The sequence below is a fragment of the Onishia niordana genome, from assembly GCF_004798965.1.
Taxonomy (GTDB): domain Bacteria; phylum Pseudomonadota; class Gammaproteobacteria; order Pseudomonadales; family Halomonadaceae; genus Onishia; species Onishia niordana.
Map to the genome: position 1 here is coordinate 1 of NZ_SDSD01000066.1, position 273 is coordinate 273.

At 35.9% G+C, this 273-nt stretch carries 1 protein-coding gene; it reads right to left on the minus strand.

The features are described 5' to 3' along the window. Window positions 1-273 (minus strand): UbiA prenyltransferase family protein (locus tag ETC27_RS17960; RefSeq protein WP_369333510.1); only part of this gene is annotated, 273 nt, incomplete at both ends.

Sequence of the window (273 nt, forward strand, 5' to 3'; positions counted from 1 at the left end):
GAGTAACAAGCCCTTTATCAGCGAAAGTGATAGATTTTCCCGACCAATGATATTGGTATTTTTCTTGTAATCTTCCGTATCCACAGCCTTATGGTAATCATTGTAGTTGTCCCAAATATCTACAAAACAGTTAAAGCAGAACATAGCCACAAAGTAGATGATTAATGGGCCAAAATTGGCTATTTGATAATGATAAAGTGAATAAGCAACTCCCAGTATAAAAGGAAAAACGCTCGCTGTTTTAGCTTTCAGCTCAATAAGCTCAGCAAATAT